Source organism: Paenibacillus sp. N3.4, from assembly GCF_008017805.1.
In the GTDB taxonomy this organism is placed as follows: domain Bacteria; phylum Bacillota; class Bacilli; order Paenibacillales; family NBRC-103111; genus Paenibacillus_E.
This window is the reverse complement of the sequence record NZ_VRTT01000007.1, coordinates 55,800-77,890: the sequence shown is the minus strand read 5'-3', so window position 1 is coordinate 77,890 and position 22,091 is coordinate 55,800. Positions and strand designations below refer to the sequence as shown.

24 protein-coding genes and 2 pseudogenes are annotated in these 22,091 nt (G+C 44.7%); 1 reads left to right on the top strand and 25 read right to left on the bottom strand.

All coding sequences use genetic code 11. The features are described from left to right. Positions 1 to 42: 42 nt before the first annotated feature. The 25 genes and pseudogenes from FU659_RS05925 to FU659_RS05815 all read right to left on the bottom strand — a co-directional run bounded on the left by FU659_RS05925 (position 43) and on the right by FU659_RS05815 (position 21,082). Positions 43 to 972: a carbohydrate ABC transporter permease gene (locus FU659_RS05925; RefSeq protein ID WP_147946708.1), complete on the bottom strand. Its 930-nt coding sequence runs from the start codon at positions 970 to 972 to the stop codon at positions 43 to 45. Between the two features lie 9 nt (positions 973 to 981). Beyond that, positions 982 to 1,890 carry an ABC transporter permease gene (locus tag FU659_RS05920; protein WP_147946707.1) on the bottom strand — a complete coding sequence of 303 codons (909 nt, stop codon included), beginning with the start codon at positions 1,888 to 1,890 and terminating at the stop codon, positions 982 to 984. A gap of 286 nt (positions 1,891 to 2,176) precedes the next feature. Further along, positions 2,177 to 2,938, bottom strand: a complete 762-nt coding sequence (locus FU659_RS05915; RefSeq protein ID WP_147946706.1) for a DeoR/GlpR family DNA-binding transcription regulator — start codon at positions 2,936 to 2,938, stop codon at positions 2,177 to 2,179. A 47-nt stretch (positions 2,939 to 2,985) separates the two neighbouring features. Next, positions 2,986 to 4,014 (bottom strand): aldose 1-epimerase family protein, encoded by a 1,029-nt coding sequence (locus tag FU659_RS05910; RefSeq protein ID WP_147946705.1) that lies wholly within the window; start codon positions 4,012 to 4,014, stop codon positions 2,986 to 2,988. A 7-nt stretch (positions 4,015 to 4,021) separates the two neighbouring features. Then, the gene (locus FU659_RS05905; protein ID WP_147946704.1) at positions 4,022 to 4,570 is read right to left on the bottom strand and encodes a D-lyxose/D-mannose family sugar isomerase; all 549 of its coding nucleotides are present in this window, start codon (positions 4,568 to 4,570) and stop codon (positions 4,022 to 4,024) included. Next, complete coding sequence (locus tag FU659_RS05900; protein WP_147946703.1) at positions 4,567 to 5,796, bottom strand: carbohydrate kinase family protein; 1,230 nt, start codon at positions 5,794 to 5,796, stop codon at positions 4,567 to 4,569. Before FU659_RS05900 ends, FU659_RS05905 begins: the two co-directional genes overlap by 4 nt. Positions 5,797 to 5,798: 2 nt before the next feature. Further along, the gene (locus FU659_RS38715) at positions 5,799 to 6,512 is read right to left on the bottom strand and encodes a Gfo/Idh/MocA family protein (protein WP_397355139.1); all 714 of its coding nucleotides are present in this window, start codon (positions 6,510 to 6,512) and stop codon (positions 5,799 to 5,801) included. A 158-nt stretch (positions 6,513 to 6,670) separates the two neighbouring features. Then, positions 6,671 to 6,910, bottom strand: a pseudogene (locus FU659_RS38710) (Gfo/Idh/MocA family oxidoreductase); the annotation flags it as partial. A gap of 63 nt (positions 6,911 to 6,973) precedes the next feature. Beyond that, a pseudogene (locus FU659_RS05890) lies at positions 6,974 to 7,797 on the bottom strand (class I fructose-bisphosphate aldolase). 193 nt (positions 7,798 to 7,990) lie between these two features. Further along, positions 7,991 to 8,104: a LuxR C-terminal-related transcriptional regulator gene (locus FU659_RS38705; protein ID WP_147946754.1), complete on the bottom strand. Its 114-nt coding sequence runs from the start codon at positions 8,102 to 8,104 to the stop codon at positions 7,991 to 7,993. A gap of 202 nt (positions 8,105 to 8,306) precedes the next feature. After that, a complete protein-coding gene (locus FU659_RS05880; protein WP_261807644.1) occupies positions 8,307 to 9,002 on the bottom strand; it encodes a YoaK family protein in 696 nt (231 codons plus the stop codon). 222 nt (positions 9,003 to 9,224) lie between these two features. Continuing rightward, a complete protein-coding gene (locus tag FU659_RS35155) occupies positions 9,225 to 9,392 on the bottom strand; it encodes a hypothetical protein (RefSeq protein WP_187273925.1) in 168 nt (55 codons plus the stop codon). 101 nt (positions 9,393 to 9,493) lie between these two features. Beyond that, the gene (locus FU659_RS05875) at positions 9,494 to 9,862 is read right to left on the bottom strand and encodes a hypothetical protein (RefSeq protein WP_147946701.1); all 369 of its coding nucleotides are present in this window, start codon (positions 9,860 to 9,862) and stop codon (positions 9,494 to 9,496) included. Positions 9,863 to 9,890: 28 nt separating this feature from the next. Continuing rightward, the gene (locus tag FU659_RS05870; protein WP_261807643.1) at positions 9,891 to 11,420 is read right to left on the bottom strand and encodes a sensor histidine kinase; all 1,530 of its coding nucleotides are present in this window, start codon (positions 11,418 to 11,420) and stop codon (positions 9,891 to 9,893) included. After that, the gene (locus FU659_RS05865) at positions 11,413 to 12,105 is read right to left on the bottom strand and encodes a response regulator transcription factor (protein WP_147946752.1); all 693 of its coding nucleotides are present in this window, start codon (positions 12,103 to 12,105) and stop codon (positions 11,413 to 11,415) included. The genes FU659_RS05870 and FU659_RS05865 overlap by 8 nt, the downstream gene beginning before the upstream one ends. Before the next feature lie 297 nt (positions 12,106 to 12,402). Further along, positions 12,403 to 12,753 (bottom strand): PDC sensor domain-containing protein, encoded by a 351-nt coding sequence (locus FU659_RS05860; protein WP_147946700.1) that lies wholly within the window; start codon positions 12,751 to 12,753, stop codon positions 12,403 to 12,405. Positions 12,754 to 12,761: 8 nt separating this feature from the next. Continuing rightward, a complete protein-coding gene (locus FU659_RS05855; RefSeq protein WP_147946699.1) occupies positions 12,762 to 13,139 on the bottom strand; it encodes a hypothetical protein in 378 nt (125 codons plus the stop codon). Beyond that, entirely contained in the window at positions 13,136 to 13,549 is a 414-nt protein-coding gene (locus FU659_RS36245; protein WP_222708483.1) for a hypothetical protein, read from the bottom strand. Before FU659_RS36245 ends, FU659_RS05855 begins: the two co-directional genes overlap by 4 nt. 846 nt (positions 13,550 to 14,395) lie before the next feature. Continuing rightward, positions 14,396 to 14,827 carry a hypothetical protein gene (locus FU659_RS05845; RefSeq protein ID WP_147946697.1) on the bottom strand — a complete coding sequence of 144 codons (432 nt, stop codon included), beginning with the start codon at positions 14,825 to 14,827 and terminating at the stop codon, positions 14,396 to 14,398. A 127-nt stretch (positions 14,828 to 14,954) separates the two neighbouring features. After that, on the bottom strand, positions 14,955 to 16,055 hold the full coding sequence (locus FU659_RS05840) for a threonine aldolase family protein (protein WP_147946696.1): 1,101 nt from the start codon (positions 16,053 to 16,055) through the stop codon (positions 14,955 to 14,957). Between the two features lie 65 nt (positions 16,056 to 16,120). Beyond that, a complete protein-coding gene (locus FU659_RS05835; RefSeq protein ID WP_147946695.1) occupies positions 16,121 to 16,321 on the bottom strand; it encodes a hypothetical protein in 201 nt (66 codons plus the stop codon). Positions 16,322 to 16,376: 55 nt separating this feature from the next. Further along, complete coding sequence (locus FU659_RS05830) at positions 16,377 to 17,291, bottom strand: aminoglycoside phosphotransferase family protein (protein WP_147946694.1); 915 nt, start codon at positions 17,289 to 17,291, stop codon at positions 16,377 to 16,379. 164 nt (positions 17,292 to 17,455) lie between these two features. Continuing rightward, positions 17,456 to 18,097 carry a FusB/FusC family EF-G-binding protein gene (locus FU659_RS05825; protein WP_147946693.1) on the bottom strand — a complete coding sequence of 214 codons (642 nt, stop codon included), beginning with the start codon at positions 18,095 to 18,097 and terminating at the stop codon, positions 17,456 to 17,458. A 273-nt stretch (positions 18,098 to 18,370) separates the two neighbouring features. Further along, positions 18,371 to 19,207 (bottom strand): amidohydrolase family protein, encoded by an 837-nt coding sequence (locus FU659_RS05820; protein WP_261807642.1) that lies wholly within the window; start codon positions 19,205 to 19,207, stop codon positions 18,371 to 18,373. Beyond that, positions 19,208 to 21,082, bottom strand: a complete 1,875-nt coding sequence (locus FU659_RS05815; RefSeq protein ID WP_147946692.1) for an ADP-ribosylglycohydrolase family protein — start codon at positions 21,080 to 21,082, stop codon at positions 19,208 to 19,210. It lies immediately after the preceding gene. 118 nt (positions 21,083 to 21,200) lie between these two features. On the opposite strand from FU659_RS05815, the gene FU659_RS05810 reads away from it, so the two are divergent. After that, positions 21,201 to 22,091, top strand: coding sequence for an AraC family transcriptional regulator (locus FU659_RS05810; RefSeq protein WP_187273924.1), 891 nt, complete (start codon positions 21,201 to 21,203; stop codon positions 22,089 to 22,091).

The following is a 22,091-nucleotide window of genomic DNA, read 5'->3' as shown; positions in this document are numbered from 1 at the left end:
GAATATGTTAAACCGAGAGTCTCGGGTGAAACCGTCTTGTGATCAACCTTTTACAGCGCCGATCGTAATGCCTTTCACGAAGTATTTTTGTAAAAAAGGATATAGAAACACAATGGGACCGATTGTCAGACAAACCGTCGCCAGTTGAATGGCGCTTGTGGGGGCCGATACTTGATAGCTGGCGCCACCGCCGACATATGCGGAAACATTAAGATTAGAAATTAATTGACGAATCATGAGCTGCAAGGGATGTAATTTATAATTGTCGATGAACAGCAAGGATAAATACCAATCATTCCAATACTGTATGGCATAAAAGAGCGAAACCGTCGCGATGACCGGCGTGGAAATCGGGACGATAATTTTATAGAAAAGACGAATATCCCCCGCTCCGTCAATGGTTGCGGCCTCGTTAATTTCATAAGGAAGCGATTTGTAGAAAGCAACGAGAATGAACGCATAGAAGGGATTCAGCAAATACGGCAGAATGAGCGCCCACAAGGAATCCTTTAGATGAAGCCAATTGGTTACCATGATGTAGAAGCCAACTAAGCCTCCGCCGAGAACCATCGCTAGGTAGGTCAGAAAGGATAGGACATAACGGTATTTCACCTTCGGATGCGCCAACACATAGGCGAACATAGAGGTCATTATGACGGCTAAAACAGTTCCCACAATCGTTACAATAAGCGAATTTTTGTAGCTGGTTAGGAACTGACCTCCTTGCAGCAAATACTTGTATGCGTCCAGACTCCACTCGCTTGGGAGTATTTGATACCCGTACTTGAGGAAGCTCGCCTCGGAAGCGAAGGAATCCGCCAAGACGATCCAAAAGGGAATAACGCAAACGAGACTAAAAACTAGAATGAACAGATAGATGATGCCCAGAAACACTTTTTCACCCCAGGACGTATCCGTTTGAATTCGCTTTCGGGCCGTTGTATCGGGTGCTGCTATAGCTGTGACTTCCATAAGTTCCTCCTAAAAAAGACTGGAATCGGAATCTATTTTCTTCGCGATTCGATTGAAAATAAGGATCGTAATGAGACCCATCATCGATTGATAAAATACCACGGCCGATGACATGCCAAAGTTGCCCAACTGACGCAGCGCCCGGAACGAATACGTATCGATAACGTCGGTTATCGGATACAAGATCGAATTGTCCCCGATGATGCCGTAAATCATGCCGAAGTCCCCGAAGAAAATGCGTCCGACACCCAGCAGCATCAACACTACGATCACCGATCGGATTGATGGAATCGTAATGTGCAGGATTTGCTGGAACCGAGTAGCTCCATCGATCTTTGCCGATTCATAATATTCGTTGGAAATTCCGACGATGGCTGCCAAAAAGATAATGGAATAGTAGCCGGAAAACTTCCAAATGTAAACCAGTGTTAACAGAAAGGGCCATAGATGCACGCTTTGATACCAATTAACCCCATCCATCCCGAAGCTCTTCAGCAAGTTGTTCACTAAGCCTTCCGTGCTCATAAAAGCGAGCATCATCAGACTGACTACCAACCATGAAATAAAATAGGGAAGGAAAATGAACGACTGGCTCAATTTCTTAATGAGGGTAGATCTGACTTCATTCACAATTATGGCTAGAACGATAGCCATCCCAATACCGAAGATGAGAAAGAGCAAGTTCAGGTATAAGGTATTGAACGTAACTCGCACCCAATCATGCCCTCCGAAAAAAAACTTGAAATTATCGAAGCCCACCCATTGGCTCCCCCATAGTCCCTTCACAGGTTGAAAGCGTTGAAACGCGATCAAATGCCCCAGCATGGGAATGTAAGAGAAGATAGCCAAAAAGATAATGCCCGGAACCGCCAATACATACAGCTGACGGTTTCTTGTAATTTCCCTAATGAAGTCCATAAGTCTGGTACTCCTTTCTGACTGTCGAAGTAGCTGCTGCTCACACCTTTACCTTAATGAATTTGGCATGTGCTGCATAGTTCGAAAACTGTTTATTCCCGCCGAAAAGTCAGTTATCAAACTGATGCACAGAAACGGTACTCGCCTAAAACAGGGCAAATCCTCGATAACCACCATTCAGTTCGTTAGCCCTACACATAGTCCTAGCGCAAAAAAAGAACCTCTCTTTGGCAAATGGGGATACCACCCAACCAAAAGGAGAGATTTCTTTGTTTCTTACCTATAATTAACAGCCTATCAGCACATCCACTAAAGCTTCCTGTAAAGCAGCGCTAAGCTTCTCATCGGGTGGGCTATCCGTAATAATACGCTGAACACCATTCAATGGAGCAAATGAAAACAAATCTTGCTTGCCGAACTTCGTACAGTCTGCCACAACGTTCACTTCCGCAGCTTTTGCAATCGCAAGCTGCTTGATTTCCGCCTCATGCATGTTAGAGTTGCTGAATCCGTGCTTAACGGTTACGCCTGTGGTACCGATGAACACACGGTTGAACGCCATCTTAGCGAGTGTCGCAGCAGCAACGGGTCCGACTAACGTCGCCGTGTCGTCGAGCATCATACCTCCGATGACAATCGTCGGAATCCGCTTGCCCTGCAGCTCGACGGCGATATTGAGCGCGTTGGTGACTACGGTGATGTTCCGATCCGATAGCAAATATTTCGCAATTTGCAGCGTCGTGGAGCCGCCATCCAGAAAGATGGAATCTCCGGGCTCGACAAGCTGAGCCGCCAGCTTGCCGATGCGTATTTTTTCATCAATTAATACACTTGTCCGTTCTTCCAAAGCAATGTCTTTGCCCATTAAAATCGCTCCGCCAAACGTACGACGTAAATAGCCCCACTGTTCCAGCTTCTCCATGTCCCTGCGGAGGGTCATTTCTGTCACTTCAAACATTACTTTCAGCTCAGCAATTTTCACCTCGCCATCTTCCGCCATCCGGTCTAAGATTTGCTGTTGGCGTTGGTTCAGTTGATGATGCGTCATAAGGTCCCCCCTTATTTTCTCTTCAATACCTCTATTATCCCAACAACTCATGCAAGGTTCAACCTTATTTCATATTTAACGGTTTCCCCTGGTTCAAGAAAGAGAAGCGATCCACGCTCGCGCTCTTTTCTTCTGCCTTCAACGTGACAATTCGCAGGTTCAATGCCAAGCACATGCGTACCGGCTCCAGGCATTTTCCATTGAACGAGATTTGGCAGTGTGTCTGCTGACCACTGCAGCGAAACCCGAACTTTGACCCCTCCGAGAACGAGAGGAAAATTCGGGTTCTCAATTTGTACCCATGGTTGACTACCGCTGTCATGATAGTGATAGTACACACGCTCTTGATAGTCCGCGTCAGGGGCATGCCACGCATCATAGCTGTCAGTTGGCGTCTCTTGTTCGCGCGATTGCACTTTCGCTCCTTGAAATTTGACCGTCGTATCTTCGCTTAACAATGGAAATCCGAAGTTGAAATGATAAAGGATCATATGCGGACAACGATGAAAACCCATATTTCGCACTTCATCCTGAATGAACAAAGAATTTTCCCCAAGTCGACTGGAAATCTGTCTCGTTAAACGAAGATGACCTCCAAAAATGGACGTTTCCTCGATCACCCCGGAAATGCGCATTTCCATTTCATCTTCTTCCCAGCTGCATCCAGCAGTTACTTGGCATGCTGTCGTATGATGCGCGCGACCATGCAGACCAAGCCGCTCTCCTTGATCTTCGCAGGCAGATCCGACTTGCATAAGTCCGCAGGTCATCAGCAAACCTCCCGATGCCGTTCGGAGCCAGCCGTTGTCCTTGGGCTCATAATAACGGGGATGGGTATCCCCGTTACAAGATTGCCAACTAATGGGCACCCCGTGATATTCAGCCAAAGAAATGTCCAGTCCTTTCGTAGGGGTTACAAAATAGCTCAACCCCGCTCCGGTCCGAACCTGAATCTGCTCGACGCCCGCTTCATTCCCTTCCGCACTAATGAAACGTCGTATGCCCGCGATCTGTTCGATCCGACCAACACGTGCTTCGAGTTCCCGTCTCGTCCACTCTCTACCGTACAGTTTCATGGTGGACCTACTCGTCTTCCCGAATAATGGGCATCCGCTCGATGCGTGGATCCGTGAAGATATCGTACTCATCGCGGCTCGTACTGGAAAATTCAGAAATAATGGCTCCTTCAGCACCGGCTTGAAACCAATGCTTAACCCCAGGCTGTATCGTATATTGTTCACCCGGAGACAAGGCTACTTCATGAAAGACACTGTAGTAAGCCTCGCTGTTTACCGGAATTTTCGCTTGGATGATCGGCGCCGCCTCCCCTTCCACATACAAAAACACGGTTCCCGTCCGGCAGCGGAAAGTTTCCATCTTGCCCAGCTCGCCGTGTACCTGCGGATGCAAATGCTCGGGGCATGTTTGATGCGGAAACAGCACTAATTCCTTGGCGCAATAGCGATCTGTATTCACATACGTAATAAGCTGCAAACCTTGTACGTCCAGTTGATTTAGACCAAATCCCGCGACTTCAATATGGAGGATTTCATGCTCCGTTAACGCAATACCAGCGACCTTTAACATCGTCGCCGCTTGCTCCTGTGCCTGCTTAGCTTCGCTTCTTTTCATTCAGCATCCCTTCCCGTTACCTGACATTTATGATGCGGTCCGATCCACAACTCCTGCTCGTTGACAAACCAATCCGTTAAACTAAGCTTCATCTCACGCTTGGCCCATCCCCTGCTAATTCGGCCGCGAACGTCCGCCCAAGGGGGAATCCCACTTGTTGCATCTGCCTGTTCGACATTGAACGCGCCAACACCTACAGCTGCATGAAGCGAATCTTCCACTGACGAACCTTTTAACAAGCTAAATAGAAAGCCTGCAATCGTACAATCGCCTGCTCCTGTCGTTCCTTTCACGTCTACCTCGTAGCAGGAGGTTATGAATTCGCAACCAAGCCAATTCTGGCGCATACTTGATGATGGGGCGCAAAGTCCCATCGCACTTAGACGGCCTTCGTCTGAAGTGGTACGAACATATAGTCCGTGCTCACCGAGCTTGAACGCAACAATGGCTGCGCCCATATCTAATAGTTGCTCGGAAAGTTCAAATAACAGTGATCCGCTTGCGTAAGGCAGTAAGTCTTCCGTAGGAGCCTCCTGCGATAAAAGCTGAAAGCGCTCACGATTCAGCATATAGAGAACTTCCTCAAAACTGGGCATGAAGACATCCACGTAAGGGAGCGCATCCTTCAATATTGCGCGCCAATCCGCCTTACCTGCATCCGATTCTGGATCCGGTTTCGCCATATCCAGGGAAACTGTTAAACCCTGGGCCTTCACTTGCTTCAACAGATTCGTCAATTCGCGACCGCCTTGTTCATACATGCTGCGCATAAGAGGCGGATAACCAAAATGAAATAAACGCGCCCCTCGTAGCTGCTCCATATTCAAATCTGCAGCGGAATAGGTGTCATTGGCCCCCGTTGCATGCAGAAAAGCTCGGTCGATATGAGGTGGACTAATGACGATCGAATAAGAGCTGTTTTCACCTGCCACCGCAATCATCCCCTCAACCAAGGATTCGTCGTACTGCCGCAAAAGCGAAAGAATCGTTTCACCGAACGGATCCTTGCCGATCTTCCCCATCAGGTTAACCTGACTGCCTAGCCGATGAAGGGCAATTCCCGTATTGGAAACGGCCCCTCCTGTTGAGAGCACTGCTGGGCCTATGTCCACTAGTTTACCCGGGACGAGCAAAGCATCCATCCCAGACTGTTTCTCATAGATCGTCGGGATAATATCTAGACAAATATGCCCCGCTACGACCACTTCTGCAACATGACGGCTCAAAGCTAATTCCTCCAGTTCATTGATATGGTTTGCCCCGTACGATTTGATCCTAACGCTGCAGTAAAAATCTGATGGCTGTAAGCAGCCTCTTCCGGCGTCACACAGCGGAAAGGCTGCTGTGTGAACTTGCCGTGCGTCAGCTCCTCGCAGAATGCTGCCCACATTTGCAGAATCGAATCTGAGAAGCCGAACTCAAAGATTCCACCGGTAATGGTCCCATAAGCCGATTTATACGGAGCATCGGCAATATGCCACGCTTGGACGTCTCCTGGCGAATAAGGCAGCGAAGCGATTTGTTTTGGATTTTTCGTCGTAAATTCAGCGGAAAATTCGGTTCCCGCAATGCGTATAAACCACGTATTGGCATGGCCTGGAGCAATCCGCTTGGTCGATAAAACCATCGGAAATTGTTGATCTTCGCTGTCTACCTCGCAGGCAAGAATCGCGTTGTCCCACGTTTCGCATGGAACCAAGTTTCCTTGCCCATCGGGTCGTTCAGGCACGATTTTGGATAATAAGGCTCTTACCGATTTGGGTTTCCAGCCAAAGCGCATCGGAAGATGCAAAACATGCATGCCCAGATCGCCCATACATCCATATTCGCCATTCGTTGCGATTCGCCTTTTCCAATTGATCGCTTTCGTCGGATCCAAATCGCTGGAGTGCCAGAAACCAGCTTCGACCTCAATAATTTGACCAAATTTACGCTCCTGCACCCATTGATAAATTTGCTGCGCGCCAGGAAAAACGGAAATTCAGAGGAGCAACGTACGATGACCTGAGGATGCTTCGCTATGGCATTTTGAATAAGTAGATTGGCCGCCTGATCGATGCCGAACGGCTTTTCGCCCAGCAGATGCTTGCCTGACTCAATAATATCGACATATATTTGCGCATGCAGATTGTGCGGAACTGCGCAGTAAACAGCAGCAATGGAAGAATCTGCGAGCAGCTCCTTATAGTCTGTGTATACAGCTTCCACACTAGGTATATTTTCTTTGAACCACTGCGTAGCTACTTCATTAGCATCGCATACTGCCGTGATTTTGGGCTCGAAATCAACCCCTGTCAGATGACACCAGCGAGCTGCCGCGCTGGCAAACTCTTTGCCCATTAATCCACAGCCGATGACCCCAAAACGTATTATTTTTTTAGACATATCAGCACTATTCTCCTTTTATTCTAAATATCCGCTTGGTGCTTGTAGATACGCCAGTGCCTGCTCTTTAGTGGCTCCCTCATGGACAATGGCCATTAATGCTTTGGTCATGCCCGCTGGATTCGCATGCTGAATAACGTTGCGTCCATACACAATGCCTGCTGCACCTTGCTTCATCAACTCAACGGTGCGGCTTACGATCTCCTCGTCACTGGCTCTTCCTCCCCCGCGGACAAGCACCGGCACTCCCGATGCTATCTCAATCACGCGATGATATTGCTCGACATCATCGCAAGGATCCGCTTTAATAACATCCGCGCCCATCTCTACGGCTTGACGAACCAACGGCATAATTTTATTGATATCACCGTCCACCATATACCCGCCTTTCGCCTCATTAGCCAGCATCACCAGCGGCTCAACCATGAGCGGCATGCCGTATTTTCACATTCCGTTTTGAGCTTAGCTACATTCTTGACGCATTGATAGTGAAGCTCGGGCTGATTAGGCAGCAGTAACAGATTCACGCATACCGAAACCGCATCAAGGCGGACAGCTTGCTCAACCGCCTTATCGATAAGCTCGCTAAACAAATAGCTGGGCAGCACATTCCCATAAATGTTGGCTACGTCTGTACGGAGAACGAGTCCGACTTTCTGACTTCCGTTAATCGATGACAAGTGTACGGCTTGCCCGACGCTTAATTGAATGCAATTCGGTCCGGCTTCCACGATAGTGGAAATCGCCTGCTTCATATTCTCGATGCCAGACAGAAAAGAAGCCTCATTAAAAAAACCGTGGTCGATCGCCACATCAAAGCATTTGCCTTGTTCACTGAACATCCGTTTTAATCTAGGTTTTAGCGACAAAAAAATCGTCTCCTTATTAAATGTTATTTTATAACATAATAATATGTTACAAAATAACATTTGTCTACACTTTCATTTGATATTAAGCAATAATTCATTTCATTTGTTCTTTTATAACACAAAAATTTCTTCTGCTTTAGGCCTGAAGGCAGTTAATAGGAAAAACTTAGTTTGGGCTCAGAGTTTCATGAATGATCACTGAAATTAATTTACGAATTGACCTTACCCCAAGTTTATTCATAATGTTAGTCAGATGGACTCTGGCCGTCTTCTCACTAATTTCGTCTCATTGTCAGTCTCATTATCAGAAATTAACACAACCTCAGTATAAAGAATACGATGATGCTGAAGAAGATAAAGATGCTCCTGCTCACAAAAAAAGAACCCAACTAAAGTTATAAAAGAGCAAAAAATTTGAAAAAAAACCACCGACCGAACGTCTTTCGACTGCGGTTGGCGGCTTCAGGTAGGTAAACTATGCATTATTTTTGATTTAAAAGACTGGGACGAAAACGTATTAACACAGTAAGAATAATGCCTACAAGTATACAGATCGGTACCCATATGACGGTGAAAGGATATCGCTGTCCGACAACCGTACCGATTACAGCTCCGAAGCAATAAATGAGGATGGCCGAGATGCGCAAGATGGCATCCAGTGTAAGGTGTTTCAAACGGCCCGCCTTACGGAATAGCGTTGTAATATCCTCTATAACATTGGCCAGGTTGTTTGTAAGGACAGTCGTTGAAATACCGGCAATTCCCAAACATCGTGCCGCGGTAGTTTGCATGCCCATTGCAGCGCTCAAAAGGACAATGAGTAAGTTGGTCGTTGAATTAGTTACACTAGGTCCGGATACAAGATCAAAAGTAATAAGAATCAGACATTCAAGACCCAAAATTAGTGTGACAGTCGATGGCCAAAATGTGTTTTCTTTGTTTCTTCCGAGGATAGAAGCGGCGATTGCAATGCCTACGACAAATCCGATTAATGCTATTCCTGACCGAAGAACAGCTAAACCTTGCGCATGGCCGATTGCTAATCCAAGCATGACTATATTTCCTGTCATGTTGGAAGTAAAAACGTGACCGAGTCCTAAGTAACCAATCACATCCACAATGCCAGACGTCATGCACAGCAGCAGTAAAAATAAATTTCTGTACGCAGTAGGTGACAAGTAAAAGCAATCCTTTCTAAAGAAAGACTGTATGCATGGGATCCATATCCCCATTTAAAGTATCTCATTTTCAGAGGATTAGTAAACCCCATTAAGTAGCCGTCCATTATGTTAACCAGAGGAAATCATACAAAATCATACAGACCAATAACCATGGCGAACTGGAACTTACATTCTTGAGTCCTTGCATGCCTGCTACTGCTTTCTCCAACGGTTTGGTGATCAGCTCATGACATCCTTTGGCGGAGCCGTATAATCAGTCGAAATAATAACGATCGGATAGGAGATATCCATCATACTTTCTACCTTCAAGTTCGTCGCTGCGTAACATCCCCCTGCAATCAACAGCCAGATCATGATCTTCATCGAAAACTCCGTTAGCTTCTTCAATCTTGAGGCTCCTCCCATCATGGACTGCCTAAAAATGATACGACAAAAGAGCCGATTTTACCTATGGGGCAATAATCGGCTTTGTGCGCGTATAAGGGATGCTAACCTTTTTTTACTAAACTTATCGTGTCCTCTTTATCATTCCATTTCATATGAAGTGTAAAACTATCTTCATCTACATAGGGCTTTTCTAGGGTGGACTTACCGCTTATTTTCAAATTTTTCGAGCTAGTTTCGCTATTGCCACTATAATTGAAATTTTCACTATGCATAAATGAATAACTGACATTTTTGACGGTCAGACTGTCTTTTCCAATATACGTTATCACATATGCTTTTACATGATCAGTTGGACTAACCGAACATTCTACACGCCAATCGTCCGTTTTCCCGGTATATTCGATCGGCTTCGAGCACCCTATCATCCCTAATAAACTTATGATCATTAAGCCTACGATCCATCGTCTCATTGCCATGCCCCTTTACACGTCATTTTGACTAAATAAGCTTCAATTTTACAAAAAAGTGAATCTGTCCACCGCTTTGCTCGGCCCAAATGGAGCCTTCGTGCGACTCCACAATACTTTTGGCAATGGCAAGCCCAAGGCCTGACCCACCGGTATTGGAAGAACGTGAAGCTTCGACCCGGTAGAACCGATCAAATAACTGATGCAAAGCGTCGTCGCTAAGCAATTCCGATTGATTGCTTACTTGCAGCGTAACATAACGATAATCATGGCGAAGACTGACTGTAATTGCCCCCGGCTTCAAGCTGTACTTAAGGGCATTTCCCAACAGATTTTCGAATACACGAATCATCTTATCCACGTCAATGCGAACCAGCAGTTCCTCTTTCGGAATGGTGCGGTGGATCGTAAGCTGCTGCTCCTCAGCCGGTGTGACAAACTCCTCCAGTAATTGGTCTAATAGCTCATTGATCGCAACACCTTCTTTGTAAAGAGGCACGTCACGATTGGATAATTTTGTGTACTCGAATAGGTCATCGATGAGCAGCTTCAGCTTCTCAGATTTATTATACGCAATGCTAACATAGCCGGCTGCCTGCTCAGGAGTTTCGTAGCCCTTATCATGCAGCAGCCGCAAGTAACCCATAATAAGCGTCAAAGGAGTGCGTAAATCATGGGAAACATTCGTTATCAGCTCGCGCTTCAAACGTTCGTTCCTTCTTTCCTCTTCAATCCTTTTCTGCAGATCCTCCGCCATGAAGTTCAGATCTCGGGCCAGGGAACCAAGCTCATCTTGACTGCGTTCAATGACGCGGTAATCCAAATTCCCCGTTGCAATGATGCGTAAACCACCAGCCAGTTCCTCAACGTGGCGCATTTTCTTTTGTGTCATAAAGTAGAACAAAAGGATAAAAACAGCAACAGCGCTCAGCAAGGACAGCGGGCTTTCACCCTTCCGATACGTAATGTGCGGTTCCGGGATGCCGGAGACAATCAGATATGATTTTTGCCCCATATAGTTGACTGGGTAAAAACTGGAAAATTCTTTGCGTCCATAATCCTGATCCGTCCGAGCATTCATCGCATTACCTATCACATTGTGAATTTCGACATTTGTTTCCGCCGCGTTTTGACTTCGATATACGACCTTACCATCCAGGTCGGTTACGAGAACCTTGAATTTCTGATCATTCATCCAGGCCACGTGATTGTCAAAGTTAACAGAGGGAGCTCTTTGATTTTGAATGGACGATAATTCATTAACCAAGCTGCGAGCTTCACTATCTATTCGTTCAATTCCGTACTTATAGTCAATAACAGCCTGTCGCCGCATTTCTCCAAACAGATTAGAACAGATGCCATAACTCAGTGATGCCGCCAACAAACAGATACCAAAGGTTAACATCAACTGCATTCGTACGCTTCGCTTCACATGGCTCATACTAATCTTATACAGCGTCCGAACCAAAATAATCAGCTTTCGAAGCAGGTTAAAAGGGAAAAAGGTAAACGGAAATCGGTTCAGCCTAGAGTAAGGATCAAAATCGTATCGATTATTCAACTTTGTAGCCAACCCCCCACACCGTTTTTATAAACCTTGGTTTTCTTGGATTTTGCTCGATTTTTTCACGGATTTTACGGATATGCACCATAACCGTATTATCGGAGTCATAATACGCTTCTTTCCAAATGGTTTCGTACATTTTCTCCGTGCTCCACACCATCCCCCGGTTACGGACCAGTAGCTCAAGAATGGCGAATTCCCTCGGGGTTAGCTTAATTTCTTTACCATCCAGCTTGACTTCATGCGTCTGTGTGTTGATCGTCAGATCATCTACTTCGAGCTCGTGGTCCTTGTTGGCATGAGGTACATTAAGCCTGGTATATCGGCGCAATTGAGATTTAATTCGAGCAATAAGCTCCAAAGGATTAAACGGTTTGCTCATGTAATCGTCGGCGCCTGAACTTAAGCCCCAGATTTTATCCATGTCTTGACTCTTTGCAGAGAGCATGATGATCGGCATGTTTTTTTGTTCGCGGATTTTGAAACAAGCTTCGATCCCATCCATTTTCGGCATCATAATATCGAGAACGATGAGGTCAACCTCTTCCCGTTGAAGCACTTCCAAGGCTTCCGTTCCATCAGCTGCACGGAGCAACTGATAACCCTCATTGTTCAAATAAATGGCCAGCATATCTATGATTTCTTTCTCGTCGTCGACAAGGAGTATCGTAGGTTGTGCCATCATGGGTACCCTCCTTTGCATTTCAGTGTAAGTAAAAACTAGTTTTAACCTAATGTACTGTGTTTTGCGGATATCCATAAACGTATCAAGTTGGTCTGGTAAATACAATCAAAATGTGGATAGCGATCATGATATTTAGTATAGCCGCTGAATCTTAACAGATTGTGGGGACAATTCTTAAGATTATCTTAACGTACCTATATATAAAAAAGAGCCTCACGTCATAACAGACGTGAAGACTCTCCGTTTTCGTTTTGATGTCAAACCATCCAAAATCAGTATATCCTTGGCTGAGTATTATTCCCATAGCGCAATAATACTCAGCGAAATATATTTGATCTGCCCCTCTTTCTGAATCATTTCGTCTTCCGGAACGATCACCGCTAGCGCCCATTGGTTCGAACCCAGCGTATTGAACATGACGATCATCTGTTGGCCGGCAATATTCTTCACATTAAAACTTCCGTTATAACCGATATGGTTCGTCAAAAAATCGATTCCCTCCGGACGAATTTCGTTCCCCGAAGAGGTCGCTTTCGAATAAATAACCGAGCCGCCCGGACTTACCAACGCCATATATCCGTTCGGGCTTACCTTCACATTTTTCATAATATTCAAGAAATAATCGGTTCGTAAATTAAAGAGCATGATGCCCCTTACAGGAGATTCCTTACTCCAATCACCTTGTATACACTCATAACCTCACGCGGTTGACTCGATTCAAACACATGATCTGCATAACTATTCAGCCAAAAATAATTCCGTTCCTTCCCACTGTAACGCTCCATCCATTCCGGCAAATGAATCCCTACTTTGCGGGTAACAATATCCTTATGCAAATCAAATTCCTTGCCATTACTCAAGGTCAGATACATGGAATCGATCATTTGAAAGTGATTCGTATATGCATCTTCGAACGCTTTTTTCAGCTGAATCACATCATCATAATTGGAGTAGGGGCCAGCTGTGCTCTTCGTATCCGAAACAATGTTTTTGTAAGCGTTTGTATTCTCAATCGCAACTATGTCGCTCAAAACTGTAGTGAATTTATCATTTTCAGAAATATATTTGTCTGGTACAGGGTATCGCTTAGCAACGAGTAAGCGTTTTTCTTTAACTGGCTGACAGCAGATAAATAAGAGGCGAGCCCTGTCAGAATGACCGCTAATATAATAATAGGCAGAAAATAGATCAGCACCTTCGTTTTGATCGGCCTGTCCCCGATTCCATTCATTCTCACTATGCTGACCCCTTCCGTCAGGCGTACAGATGAACGCAGTGTTTCCAGGGAAATGCATGCTCTACTTTGTGTTTTTATTGATTTCACCAACCGGAAAGTAAATACCTGTTTGCGACGATGGAACATTTGCCCTCCGTAACGGGGAAAAACAGCTTTACAGCTCATTTTATTGCCCGTTTTCTCTTTTTCCTTTACTGTTAGCACATTTTTCGTGCTTACAGCATCGCTGAAGGACCAATTGTCTTCCGTAACGCGGAAAAACAGCTTTACAGTTCATTATCCCGCATGTAGATTTCCCAAAATGATTACGCAAGCTTTGTTCTGAGCAATATGACATGGCACATTAGCATATCCGTGTGGAAATGCTGCCCAGCCATGTCATTGAGGCACGGTCGGTTCTTAGAACATGCTGATCTTATTCCGGAGGGAGTTGTACGCATATTTAAAATTAGTGACAGCAGATAGAGAAATCACTCTGTATCGGATCAACAGAGGTGAGTGCTATCCACTCATGATGTCCAGCATCCTCGGCGAGAGTGAATATGAAGCTACCGCAAGTACTGAAAAACCGGGGCTGGCGCTGGTCATTCCGGTTCTCGCATTCAGATAATGGATGGACCGTTAAAAAACTTCCGGTAGTTTAATTTCAAAATGTTCGCCAAAAAACTGCTCATCATGTCTAACCTGCTGGATAGTATTCATTTCAAATCAATTCGCGGACGTGTAGCTGTATTTCTTTTACAGATGACGGTAGTGATACTCTGACAATTACCCTGACACGCTGTCCATAGAGCTGGGAACGGCCCTGAAGTCAAGTCATCAGCCGGACGCTGAAATCGCTTAAAAACGAAGGACTGCTGCAATTAACCAGAGGTCGGATCGCCCATATACAGCACCATGAATTAGAAAAATATAGGGAACTTTAGATTGCCGCCAACGTTAAGCGATGATATACAAGAAAAAGATCATTCGGACAGAAGATTTCCATCCAAGCGATCTTTTTTGTTGGTTTTTACTATTATGGGCGTGCGTGCAGTTGTATGCCTCAGGTTAAAATCCAAAGCCACCCATTAATGGCATAATAAATTTAAGCACTCCCATCCCAATCTTCATGAAACCGCCAATTTTGCCAAAAAAGCCTCCACCTTTGCTCGCACCGCTGCTTCCGCTTCCGCCTCCACCGAAGCCGCCCAAAAGGCTGCCTAACCCACCGCCACCAAACATCTTGACCAAACCGCCTAATCCTGAGATGCTCGCTTTTTCTTTATTCAAATTTCTAGGAAGCTTCTTCTTCCCTTTCACGCCTTCTAAAAGCAGTTCTTGACCTTGTACGCCACGAATCATTCCGTAATAATAGCTGCCGTCTGTTAAAGCAATTAATACAGGTACCCTATTCATCACTTGACTAATTTGGGCAGTCGCTTGCGCGATTTCCATGTTCGCGGGCCGCCTTTTTTTGGACTTGTATGTTTTCTTCTTCATGTTTCAAGCACTTCCTCTCATCGCACTCGTCCCTTTCTTCTATTCTATGACAACGCTTCGGGACTTGACTGAGCAGGAATGGAGAAAATACGGAATTCATCAAATTTATTACATCGTAACCGTTGTGTTAGCTTTGTAAAGCTCCTTTGATCTTCTCATCAAACATTTGAAAAGTTTCCTTTATCTTTTCTTTAGAAACATGAGCATATCGATCACCAATATGAACCTCGAAATAACAAGAAGTCTCACTGGCTTCTCTTAGGTTGGACGTCAAACCAACACCTGTTGCCTCATATAGCTCAATCAATATCGGTTCCAGCTTCTCTTTAGGCATATCGATTTGCACATGAAACATATTCGATACAGGCTCCATTGGCCGCGTTGCCGCAGCATAGCACTGATTATAAAATTCGGCCAGCTCTTTCGCTTCATTATAATACTGGTCCATTTGAGAAATCCTGTTTGCAAAATAATAATCAGCACTAATGATATATGGATATAGGCTGATAAGATCGCCGCCGTGTCGTCTTTTCCACACCTTCGATTGCTTGGTAAAGGTCTCGTCGCCGGCAAGAATCGCTCCCGCTATTCCACCGATCCCTTTGTAAAAGGAGACATACACACTATCAAAAAGCTGGCAAATTTCAGCAGCCGACTTTTGATAATAAGGGAGAATTTCAAAAAGTCTTGCCCCATCCAGGTGCAGCCTTATCCCTTTTTCGCGACAATATGCGGAGATTGCTTCAAGATCTTTGTATGACGGTAATTGTCCGCCAATTTCACGTTGCGGTAATTCCAATAATAAACACGAAATATCCTCGTTTAAATTCAACACATCTTCCAATTCAACAGGTCGACTTCTATCCCCTAGCAAGATGGGAATAATATGATGCAATTCTTTGAGCCCATCTTCTTCATGAATCTCTAAGTGACTAAGGGGATGATAGGCAACTTTTCTCAGACCCTTCTTATCACACCAAATTCTTAAGGCGATTTGCTGAGCCATAGTCCCGCTTGGGAAAAATACAGCTGATTCTTTTCCTAAGTATTTAGCAATGCGATCTTGAAAGTCTTCGATCACCTGACCTTTACCATACATATCACTTTCCTGGTTACCATCAACATCCTTCAATGCTTCTTTCAAAATCTGGATATTTCTTTTACCATGTCCAATTAGTGGATAGGCTGTTTGCCAGTACGCTGCTAATAATGGATTATTTTCATTCATGTTGTATGTTGCTCCTTTTGGTTTATGCGTGTCTTCATGTCGAGCATAGACTATTTGACTCCGTTCTACCTTTTTCTCTTCGTCAAATGCTGTACAACCGTATGGATATGAACAATTACTTTGGATTCAATAATGGAGTAGACAAAAGAGAGAATAACGAGTAGAAAAGCTTGAACAATCCATTGTCCTTTAAAATAATCAAGTATCCACATTAATACAAAAAGAAATAGAACAAATAAAATGAATTTTATCATGATATCTTTCAAATCTTATCCTCCAGACCCACTCCTACACAAATATCACACGGAGACGTCGATGAAATCAAGCGATCCCACTTCGTAAATTTTTAAAAACATCTATTGTCTTAAAAAAAGCCTCGTTATAATGGCCATCTTCACCAATTGTCCAACATGTGGCGAGAACGGCATGCGAAAAACCCCACAAAAGCACTTTCTTCTTGTCCAAGTTCAGCTCTTCAACCAATATGTCGATCCGCTTCTCAATCACATGTGCTGCATTTTCATTGGGAAGTTTATTTAATAGAAATTGAATGACATCGTATTCTTTGTCCCCAATCAATCCTTTAGGATCAATTGCCAGCCATGGTTCCCTTTCCCTATCCGCCGATAAAATATTGTAATGATGCAAATCACCATGAAGTAAATAAGGTGTGGCAGGCATCTTGTTCATTTCCTGGAAAATACCTAATGCCTCTTGGAGAATTTCTTTCGTAATAGGCCCAAGACTGTCCTCACACAACTTAACAATATCTTCCAAGTTCTTTTCTCTTTGTAGAGCAGTTGGAATTCCAGATGAAAAAGGGGCAGGAATCCACAGATTTTTCATGACTTGCGCGGCTATAAGTGTTGCCTCTTCATCACTATCTAAGGAAGCTAACGTTTCTCCGGGAAGCAGCCGTTCGAGTATTAGAATCCCTTTTGCCAAATCAACGTCTATGATTTTGACCATCCCTTTTCCATTAAAGAGGGTAAGCGCTTCGACCTCAGCATTAAATTCTTTATTTGGAACGGCAAGCTTTACGACGATTTCTGTTCCATCTTTCAGTCTGGCAGGTGCAACAAAATGATAAGATAAATCAAAGTGCGGCATAATTTCCATATCCCAACGTTTTTCACATTCAACAAGGAACTGATCAAATGTATCCAACCATGATTCTGCTTTTTCCTTATGAATTTCTTTCAGCGTATGAACGAATTGCTTAGGCAAATGAACCATTTTAGGCTCCCTCTCCAAGTAAAGCACGATTGATTTTACCAATATTTTACCATTATCTCTGACAAATAGGTATTCTTATATAAAAAAGTGACCCACAGCTACGGGCTGAGGGTCTAAATTTTATATTTTATTTCTCTTCACTGCTTGATTAATTTTTCACCTTATTATCCAATTACATCTTGAATGAATCTCTCTAAATAAGTAACATCAGTTATGTTTTTATTACACTTATGACTGTCAATACACATGTAGTTGCCTACGCTTTTATAATAATCAGGTGAATTAGCAGGTCTTGACTTCGTCATGGCGGTTACTAAAGCAATCTCTCCATGTCCATTGCATAACGCGCATATCCCTTTTTTGTTGGTTAACGTATATTTCCCTTCAATACCAACCATTTTTCCCGCATAGTTATAAACAATGAAAAACTTATTAGAAGATATATCGATCCAACCAAGGTAGGTTAAATGCTGGTAATCGATCACTTCTAATTCAGGAAGCTTTAATTTCTTAATCTTGGGAAATAATTTTTTTAATTGTGATTCTGTGACTCGCGGAAATTCAATCAAGTGAGATTCAATCTGATCCAGGTAATCCTGAAACTCATCCACTTTTTCTAAGGTAGAAACCTTTTGCAGCATTTGTTTGTTCATGTCTGAAATCTGACTAAACTGTTGAATGACTTTCGTTTCAATACTATATCTGACTGCATCCATAACTTTTTGGTCATTGCTGCTATTTTTTAACAAACCCACTTGTTTATGAATAAAGTTAAACTGATGATTATTGATAAATGGCTGTATCATATTTTTCTCTCCTTAAAATAAAAACGGAGTACCTCAAAAAGGCACTCCGCAGATTTAAATAAATACGATGCGTGGAGTTCCTTGTAATGGGTCAAAAGGGCGCACTTATCCTATGAAAAAATCATAGAATTTTTTGTGATTTCCCTTCCATTACAAGCAAGCTACTGCCATTTGTAGATTCCCCTTCCAACTCCACTCCTATACATAATAAATGCTCACCTTTATTTTGTAAATACATCATCTTTTATATGTGAATTGCAAAATCTATTTTCTTTATCTAACGATTTGATAAAATCGAGCTGCATTTTCTCCGAATAGTGCAGAAACTGCTTTTTCCGGTAAATGAACAGGTAAGGCATTTCGCAAAGCATGATAGACCTCGTCGTAGCTGCAGGTTGTTAAACATACCGGCCAATCGCTGCCGAACATAATACGATCTGTGCCAAACATGTCAATGACTGCATGCACATAGGGAACCAAATCCTCCCAACGCCAAGATGGCTGATTCGCTTCTGTAACCAGTCCTGACAGCTTGCACATGATATGAGGATATGCAGCCAGTTCAGCCAACAGCGTCTTCCATGGTTCGATGACGCGTTCAGCGACAAATGGCTTGGCCGCATGATCGACTACAGCCCGAAGCGTAGGAAAGCTCCGCAGCACCTCCAACACATAAGGGAGATGCCTTGGCCTAAGCTGTAAATCCAGTGGAAAATCATCCTCCACCACCAGCTTTAAATTATTCATGACTTGTGGCCGAAGAATCCAAGAATCCTCCAAGTCCTGCAGCATGGGACGAAATCCCACAAATCCTTTATGTTTGCGAAGGTGAGCATACTGCTCACCAAATAACGGCGAATCCAGATCCGCCCACCCAACGACACCAGCAATACTTTCATACTCCTCATATAAAGCTAGCAGAAACTCAGTTTCTTCTATCGTAGGAGCGGCTTGAACGACAATGGTGCGCTCGAAGCTATGACGTTTCAAGTCATCCCTTAATTGATTCGGCATATAGTCCGCAAAAAGAATCCCCTGCTCAGGGGTCAACCAGCCATAATCGCCACGTTCCGTTAGCCAATAGTGTTGATGGGCATCAATTCTCATCATTCATCCGAACAATATATCTGTAAAATAGTAATGAGGTCCAGGGGTTGTTGTGTTCTTTAGCGATACCGGCAAGACATAGACCTCCAGAGGGCTGCCTTTCCTTAATACCTCTATTTCAGCCTTATAGCTCCCGGCAGCTAAAGTCAGCTCAACCCATTGTTCATCCGGAGCTCGATGATAAGCCGGTATGAACGCCAAACTTTCTTCACATTGGATGAGGATCTGTCCGTTTAACTTCAGTGTGGCCGGACTGTTTGCCGCTGCAATGAGCCGTACTTTCCGTTCGACGGGGTTAAATAGCGTCGTTTGTGCACGGTACAAACCGTCGCTTTCTGAAACAAGCGCCTGTTCCAACTCCAACCGATTGCCTGGGACATACACGTCTTTGCCCTCACCGCCATTCGGACCCCAGACGGTCCATTTGGCAGCATGGACCAGTGAAAATGGCACTCTCTGAGCAGCCCATATCGATTGGTCATGATATCGCGTCCAAACGCATACAAGCTCATAGCTTGGTTTAGCCGTTTCCGATGCTCGAATGTCTGTGTTCCATACGAAGGATTCGTTATGCTGTAGACTAATTTCAAGCGACTTTGGCCCCTCCCAGCCTTCAGGCACCTCTAAAGCGAGCCAGCCTGTTATCGGGGTTAATGAACGATTAGTCAGCGTAATATCCACTGTTTTCTTTTGATTCACGCCAATGGCAGGACCTGCTTGCCCGAAATCAATATCCAGCTCGACATCCGGATTATTTTGGCTTCCTTGAGGCAGCATGTAGTGATTAGCCGTTGTCTTCCTTGTCCATAGCTCACCAATCCTTGATTGCTTATGGTCTGTAACTGCGGGCTTATGCCATGAGGTAGGCAGATCTGGATGTACCAGAATGCCCGTATCCCAAGCAGCAAGTATTTGTTTGCCCATACGGATCGTACGCCGAGTCAACTCATCCAAATCCTTCGGCGCGGGAAAGCCATTGATAGGCGGGCTGACGACAATGCGATCGCCGACCGGGTCCACCCATGCTGCCGGCAGCCCTTCGGGACCGAGCAGCATCCCCAAGATGGCTCCGAGCGTTGCTGCGGTGCAATCGGTATCATACCCACAGTTGACAGCCTTTAATATGGCATCTTCGAAATCCTTGCCATACAACCAACCCAAGATGGTAAAAGCAATATTTTGCGGGGCGTCTGTAAAGTTGTCGCTGCCATGATGCTCCAAAATTAACGCACGCGCTTCGATCCAGTCCTTCCCTTCCTTATGCCAGCACAGCAGGTCCTTCAAAGCTTTGGCGGTCCGGCAATCTTCGGGGATATAGGTCATCCCGATGGCAATTAATCGATCTCGATCTTTCTCGAAGAAAATCGCACTCTCCAGCGCGGCAAAAAACATTTCTCCGTAAACGCCTTCTCCGCCAGCGTGGTCAACGATAGCATCTTGATACGCATAATGAGCTGCCGTTTCTGGCGATCCGGGTGCTACCATAGCCCAAATTTCAGAACGAATGGGCGAGCCCATGCAGTTCGTAAAGGGATTATTAAACGCCCCCGCGACCGGAGCGATTAATCCCCTTCTCAAATTCGTGAGCGCGTAACCGTATTCATCGAATGGGAAAAACACATGCTCCAACCATTCCTGTCCAAGATCATGGGCAGTCAAGCCTGGACCGTATTGCTCCAATGCATGCAGCCACACCAATTGCAGGTCCAAATCATCGTTCTCGAGTGGACCATCCGGCAGTTCCGGATAAAAGGTTAACTTCAGCAGCTCCATTTCGCCCTCAACCGGCGCACCAAGCGTCCCCCCGATATTTTTCCCCAGCCATCCCCCATAGACGATTCGATAGTAATCCTTTTCATTCAGAATCTGACAGCTCATGTAGAAACCTCCGTTATTTTGATATAATGGTCATGCGTTCATCATACGTGCGGTTTCTACATCAATCCATGTACATGATTTAGTCTATGAAACAATAAATATGGGAGGATGTCATGCCATGTACTACTCTTTCTCTCGATTGTCTAAGCTTGACGTCATTTGGGCGGGTCTATTCGATACGAATAACCGTTCTTTTTTTGAGCAGCATCATAATCCTTATTACGAGTTGGTCGTCATTGCCGACGGAACCGTGCATCTGCAAACCAACGAAACTCAGATGACCCTGCAATCCGGCCAATCGCTCCTGATGCAGCCATGGGAATCGCATACAGGCTGGAATCCTCAGGAGCGCCAAGGTCAATTCTTTTGGGCACAGTTTTCTTGTGATCCCGGCCTGAATGAATTCCTATTGGATCAAGCGAGCCAACTTAATATTGTCCATGCCGAACGGACAGAACTGCGAACGACCGATATCCGTCATGAGGATGTCCTGGTCGTCCCTCGTCAATTCCAAGCCATTCAGCGTTATAAGCTGCTTGGTTTATTTGAAGAGCTTGTGTCCACCATGAAACAGCCAAAGGGCTATTTCCGTTTCCAGGCGACCTTATTGCTGGCCGAAATCCTTCGGCTCATCGCAAATGATTTTTTGGAGCAAAGCTCTGTCGATACGAATTTCTCAGCTTCTTATATCACTTTTCGAGAGCTGGTCAACCACTTAAACAATTCCTATGAATCAGATATTTCCAAAGATCAGCTGGAGCAAGTATTGAACCGAAAATATGAGTATTTATGCCAAGTGTTTAAAAAATATGCGCGTACGAACATTCACCATTATATTCACCAGCTGCGGGCACAGCGCGCCAAATATTTACTACTGAATACGAGTAAAAGCGTAAAAGACATTGCCGAAGAAGTTGGCTATCAAGATCCTTTTTATTTCAGCCGGATGTTCAAAAAAATAGAAAGAATTTCGCCCCAGCACTTTCGAAGTGCAAGCCCAGAGGAGTAG